Here is a 6,000-nt window from a genome sequence, read left to right on the forward strand (position 1 = left end):
CTATACCCGCTTGGGCAAGCCTTTAAATAATTTTAAACTTTTGGGAAGTGAAGTGAACTGATTCAGTAAATGAAGATTTACACTTCCCGAATAAATTAGACCTACTGATCAGTCACACTTTTTTTGAATGAGTTTTGTACATTTGTCTTGTTAGCAATTCAAAACAGAAACTAATTCAGGGGCAAAGAAATAGTAGCTTTTATGAATAATCCTGATGGAATTCCAGTAATTCCTGTAGTTCCATGTTTTGCTGATTAATTCCATTAAATTCCGATGAATGCTTATGAAGAAAAATACTTTAGAAAACTATAAAAGAGAGATTCAAGCCAAATATGAAATAGCGATTCAAGAAGAATTTTCGTGTTTATTAGCAACTCCAGCCGTTATGCGAGACTTATGTTTGAGTTTAATTAATGAGGGTCTGACTGCAAATGATGAGATTATTTTTAGGCAGTTTTTTGATTTAAATAAAACAGAAGATTTATTGAAAGGTATCATCAATTGTAATATTTCTTTGTTTAAGCCCATCCGTTCATTTTTAAAAGGGGAGAAGAATACTGATGCTTTAATGAGAATTGAATTGGCAGCTATATTGGTGAATTTTAAACCGCGCCCTTTTGGTAAATACACCAAGATTAGTTCAGGGATTGGTGAAGAGGCGGAGAACAATGAGCTATTGCTGAATAAGTGTAGTGATAAACTTGGAGAAAATGAAAACCAAATGGGTATTATAAAGAAACCTTGGATACCTTTGGGAGATAACAAGTCATCTGTGAATATAGTGGCATGGTTTCTAGGAACAGGAATGCTCTTATTAGTTTTGGGATGTCTTATAAAAATGAGTTGGTTCCCTGAAAAGCAATGTATGGAGTGGTTAGGGAATCATTATGAAGAAGTGGATTGTCATAATGAGAAATTAGGGATAGGAGCTTTAAGATTAATAGTACCTATAAATGATAATGCTATCCAATTAAGAAAACTAGATTGTAAACAAAAAATAATTTTTTTTAAAAATGAAAAACCATTAGTATGGTATTGTAAATTTGAAGGGGTTGTTGAGCTGTATGACCGTTCTGGTTTTCATCCTATTACAGGTAAACCATTAAAACCTATTACAACTTATATGATTAATAAGTATAACTTAGTGAAGTAATACAGTTCAGACAGTAGAGAAATATTGTTATTTTATTTTGAGAATGTATTTATTACCATTAGAATCAGTAGCTATTATTTCTCCTTCTTCATTTGATTCTACAACAACTTCTACATTTGAAGGGTCGTTATGAGTTGTTAATTTACCTTCACCAAGTTCAGTATCTAAATTGATATTCCCATAAACGGTTTGGTTTTTTTCATCTGTACCAATTACTGTATAGTCATACCTAAATTCTTTCGTATGATTAATTGTTACTCCTTGTTGTTTTTGTATATTTATTGGGATGGTTTCTTTAATATTAATAGAGGAATTAGCTTTCTTTTTACTTTTATTACAAGCAATGATACAAAAGAAACTACAGATAATTGTGGTGATTCTAATATAGGGGATCATATATATATCGTTTTTTTCAAATGTAAAACAGATTCTTATATTTTTATTACGGGAAACCTTAATTTGGTTTATTTTGGCTTTAGTCAAAATAATACTAACCATATTTATAAAATAAACAAATGGCATAAGATATAAGTTTCATTTTGAAGTATAAAAAAACCCCAATCTTTTGATTGAGGTTTCTATATAAGTAAGTAATCCTAAACTGAGTTGATAAAACGTTTATTTTACTTTATTAAGTACAGCTTTGAAAGCTTCAGGGTGGTTCATAGCTAAATCTGCAAGAACTTTTCTGTTCAATTCGATTCCGTTAGCTTTTACTTTCCCCATGAATTGTGAATAAGACATTCCTTCTAATCTAGCTCCAGCGTTGATACGTTGAATCCATAAAGCACGGAAATTTCTTTTGTTCACTTTTCTATCACGGTATGCATAGCACATTGCTTTTTCTACCGCATTTTTAGCAACTGTCCAAACGTTTTTACGTCTACCAAAGAAACCTTTGGCTTGCTTCATTATTTTTTTTCTTCTTGCTCTTTTAGCAACTGAATTTACCGATCTTGGCATAATTTTTATGTGTTTTTGTAGCAGGCGGCTTGAATTTAATCAAAAGCACTTAATGGCCATACTCCAAGGTTATTTTAAATTGTTTTAACCTAAAGGATTAGAAATGTTAGAAGTTAGAAGTTAGGGGTTAGAAGTTTTACACTCTTAACATTTAACTCATAACTCTTAACAATTATATAATTCTTAATTGTTGTTTGATGCTTTTCATATCTGTTTTGTGAACTAACGCTGAGTGTGTCAAAGCTAATTTACGTTTTTTAGATTTTTTAGTCAAGATATGACTTTTAAAAGCGTGCTTTCTTTTAATCTTTCCAGAACCAGTAACTTTGAAACGTTTCTTGGCGCTAGATTTGGTTTTCATTTTAGGCATTTTTCCTAGTGTTTTTAGTTTATTCTTACTTACTTATTTTGAGTAATTAGCCATTAGCCATTAGCCATTAGTTTTACAACTTTTGCCTATTGGCTTTTGCCTATTAACTATTTTTTCTTCTTAGGAGCAATGAACATAATCATTCTCTTTCCTTCAAGAACAGGCATTGCTTCCACTTTACCATATTCTTCTAGATCTGTAGCTAATCTTAATAATAAAATTTGACCTTGATCCTTATAAATGATGGAACGACCTTTAAAGAATACAAAAGCTTTTAGCTTAGCACCCTCTTTCAAGAACTTCTCAGCATTCTTTCTTTTAAACTCATAATCATGCTCATCAGTTTGAGGTCCAAAACGGATCTCTTTTACTGTAACCTGAGTTGATTTAGCTTTTAAGATTTTATCACGTTTCTTTTGTTCGTAAACAAATTTCTTGTAATCCATGATCTTACAAACTGGTGGCTCAGCATTTGGTGAAATTTCAACTAAGTCCAATTCAAATTGGTCAGCTAATCTCAAAGCCTCTGCAAGTTTGAATACTCCAGGCTCAATGTTTTCACCCACAAGTCTTACTTCCTGCAAACCACGAATATGATTGTTTATTCTGTGGGCATCTTTCTTTTCTACACGAGGTTGGTAACCTCTATTACTTCTTATTGCTATGACTTTATAATTTAAGTTAAACTGTAAATACTTTTAATGTTTTTTTTACTTCTTCGTCAACAATAGCAGCGAACTCTTCTATTGTAACCGTAATGTTTCCTTTTCCTTCTTGTCCGTGACGACGAATGGAGATGGTTCCGTTTTTCTCCTCTTCTTCACCTACAATCAGCATAAACGGGATTTTTTGCATCTCTGCATCTCTAATTTTCTTACCTATAGTCTCGTTTCGGTTGTCAATTAGGGCGCGAATTTCGTGATTTTCTAGCAAATCTAAAACTTTTTTAGCATATATTTCATATTTCTCGCTTAAAGACAATATAATAGCCTGTTCCGGCATTAGCCATAGTGGGAAATTTCCTGCTGTATGTTCAAGTAAAATAGCAATGAAACGTTCCATAGAACCAAAAGGGGCTCTGTGGATCATCACAGGTCTATGTAATTCGTTGTCAGATCCTTTGTATGTCAAATCAAAACGTTCAGGAAGGTTGTAATCCACCTGAATGGTTCCTAGTTGCCATTGTCTTCCAAGAGCATCTTTCACCATGAAATCCAACTTAGGCCCGTAGAAAGCAGCTTCGCCGTATTCCACAACAGTATTCAATCCTTTATCGGCAGCAGCATTAATTATCGCATTCTCTGCTTTCTCCCAGTTTTCGTCTGTACCTATGTATTTTTCTCTGTTTTCTTTGTCTCTTAGCGAAATCTGAGCGGTAAAGTTTTCAAATCCTAACGAGCCAAATACATAAAGTACTAAGTCAATTACCTTTTTAAACTCTTCATCTAACTGTTCTGGTGTACAAAATATATGTGCATCATCCTGAGTAAATCCTCGTACACGAGTTAATCCATGTAATTCACCACTTTGCTCATATCTATAAACAGTTCCAAATTCAGCATAACGCTTAGGCAGATCTTTATATGACCAAGGTCTTACGTTGTATATTTCACAGTGATGAGGGCAGTTCATTGGTTTTAATAAAAACTCTTCTCCTTCATGTGGTGTGCTTATTGGTTGGAAACTATCAGCACCGTATTTAGCATAGTGTCCAGAAGTAACATATAGTTCTTTTTGTCCAATATGTGGAGTTACTACTTGTTCATATCCTGCTTTCTTTTGCGCTTTTTTCAAAAATTGCTCTAAACGTTCTCTCAAAGCAGCTCCTTTAGGTAACCATAAAGGCAAACCTTGACCTACTTTTTGTGAAAACGCAAACAATTCTAATTCCTTACCTAGTTTTCTATGATCTCTACGTTTTGCTTCTTCTAGTAATGCTAAATATTCAGTTAGATCTTTTTGTTTTGGAAATGATGTTCCATATACTCGTGTTAACTGCTTATTTTTTTCATCACCTCTCCAATACGCACCCGCAACACTCATTACTTTCATTGCCTTGATGATTCCGGTATTTGGAATGTGTCCACCACGACATAAATCAGTAAAAGTATCATGGTCACAAAACGTAATCGTTCCGTCTTCAAGATTTGTTATTAGTTCTGTTTTGTAAACATTGTCTTTGTATAGCTCCAATGCCTCAGCTTTGGTTACAGGACGCAATTTAAATTCATGTTTTCCTCTTGAAATTTCAAGAACACGATCTTCAATTTTTTTGAAGTCAGCCTCAGTGATTTTATGCTCTTCAAAATCTACATCATAATAAAACCCATTAGCGATCGCTGGTCCAAGAGTTAATTTGATACCAGGATACATCTCTTCAAGAACTTGTGCCATGACGTGTGAAGTCGAATGCCAAAAAGCTTTCTTTCCGCCTTCGTCATTCCAAGTGTATAGTATAAGACTTCCGTCAGTGGTCAAAGGAGTAGTCGTTTCGATTGTTGTACCATTAAAAGAAGCCGAAATAACATTTCGTGCAAAACCTTCGCTAATACTTTTAGCAACATCCATCGGACTCACGCTTGGCGCGTACTCTCTAATTGACCCATCGGGTAAAGTAATCTTAATCATTGTTTGATATTTTTTAAGACTGCAAATATATAGCATTACTAAAATACATACAATATATATACAAGGTTTGTTTGTAACTATTCTTGTTGTGATATATATAATTAGGTGTAAAAGTGGTTTTTGGAGCTAATCCTGCTATCTGTTTCAATCTTGTGGCGGGATAAATGGTCCCGCCACAAGGATTTCCACTACTATCAGGGCTCTATAGCAGCCGTTGTTTCGGGAAGTTTCCGTTATTGGGAATGTTTACTACTATATATAAGAGTAAAAATGTATACATATATATGTATCATCTCAAATCCCTGGTTCGACCGTTTTAATTGCTTTTAATAGGAATCAATTCTAGAACAGAATATCATAGCTTTTCGTAGATCTTACTGTTTCCTTGGTGGAGCGCAGTGTGATTAGTATTTAAAGTACCTGTAATAAGTGCTAATCTGAGAAATCTGTGTTCAAAGCCTTATTGATCTTTGTGTTTCCGAAGTGCTATTGGTGTTTAAGCAGCGCTGTAAGCCTTCTCATTACAGTATAGTCTGTGTAAATCTGAGAAATCTGTGTTCAATTCCTTTGATGTCTTAATGTTCTTAGTGTTTGAGTAGCACTAAAAATCTTTTCAAAACGATGCAATCACTACGAATCTGATAAATCACCCCTTGTTTATCATGTATTTTTTGATGATTACTTAAAAATCCTGTACTCAAAACACCTCTAAATTCCTACAAACCATAAAAATCATAAAAAAGAAAGTTCAGATTTCCAGCGAGTTGAGAAAAAGGTTAGAATAAAGTTATGAAAAGGTATTGTTTAACGGAACAACCTAACTACTTTTGCACCCGCAACAACGATTACGTTCATTGATTTACTGACAAGCGATTGAGATATAGAG

At 33.7% G+C, this 6,000-nt stretch carries 6 protein-coding genes; 1 reads left to right on the forward strand and 5 read right to left on the reverse strand.

All coding sequences use genetic code 11. The features are described 5' to 3' along the window. Positions 1-283: 283 nt before the first annotated feature. Positions 284-1,153 (forward strand): hypothetical protein, encoded by an 870-nt coding sequence (locus WBQ70_RS01150; protein WP_423909396.1) that lies wholly within the window; start codon positions 284-286, stop codon positions 1,151-1,153. A gap of 27 nt (positions 1,154-1,180) precedes the next feature. On the opposite strand, the gene WBQ70_RS01155 is transcribed toward WBQ70_RS01150, so the two are convergent. From WBQ70_RS01155 to thrS, 5 genes are all read right to left on the reverse strand, one after another. Beyond that, positions 1,181-1,549: a hypothetical protein gene (locus WBQ70_RS01155; RefSeq protein WP_423909399.1), complete on the reverse strand. Its 369-nt coding sequence runs from the start codon at positions 1,547-1,549 to the stop codon at positions 1,181-1,183. A gap of 222 nt (positions 1,550-1,771) precedes the next feature. Continuing rightward, entirely contained in the window at positions 1,772-2,116 is a 345-nt protein-coding gene (rplT, locus tag WBQ70_RS01160; protein ID WP_035633036.1) for a 50S ribosomal protein L20, read from the reverse strand. Positions 2,117-2,288: 172 nt separating this feature from the next. Continuing rightward, positions 2,289-2,486 carry a 50S ribosomal protein L35 gene (gene rpmI, locus WBQ70_RS01165; protein ID WP_022827375.1) on the reverse strand — a complete coding sequence of 66 codons (198 nt, stop codon included), beginning with the start codon at positions 2,484-2,486 and terminating at the stop codon, positions 2,289-2,291. Positions 2,487-2,593: 107 nt separating this feature from the next. After that, positions 2,594-3,151: a translation initiation factor IF-3 gene (gene infC, locus WBQ70_RS01170; protein WP_423909409.1), complete on the reverse strand. Its 558-nt coding sequence runs from the start codon at positions 3,149-3,151 to the stop codon at positions 2,594-2,596. 16 nt (positions 3,152-3,167) lie between these two features. Then, complete coding sequence (gene thrS / locus WBQ70_RS01175; protein ID WP_423909407.1) at positions 3,168-5,114, reverse strand: threonine--tRNA ligase; 1,947 nt, start codon at positions 5,112-5,114, stop codon at positions 3,168-3,170. Between the last annotated feature and the right edge of the window lie 886 nt (positions 5,115-6,000).

This window comes from Flavobacterium sp. (assembly GCF_049590715.1).
Lineage (GTDB): Bacteria > Bacteroidota > Bacteroidia > Flavobacteriales > Flavobacteriaceae > Flavobacterium.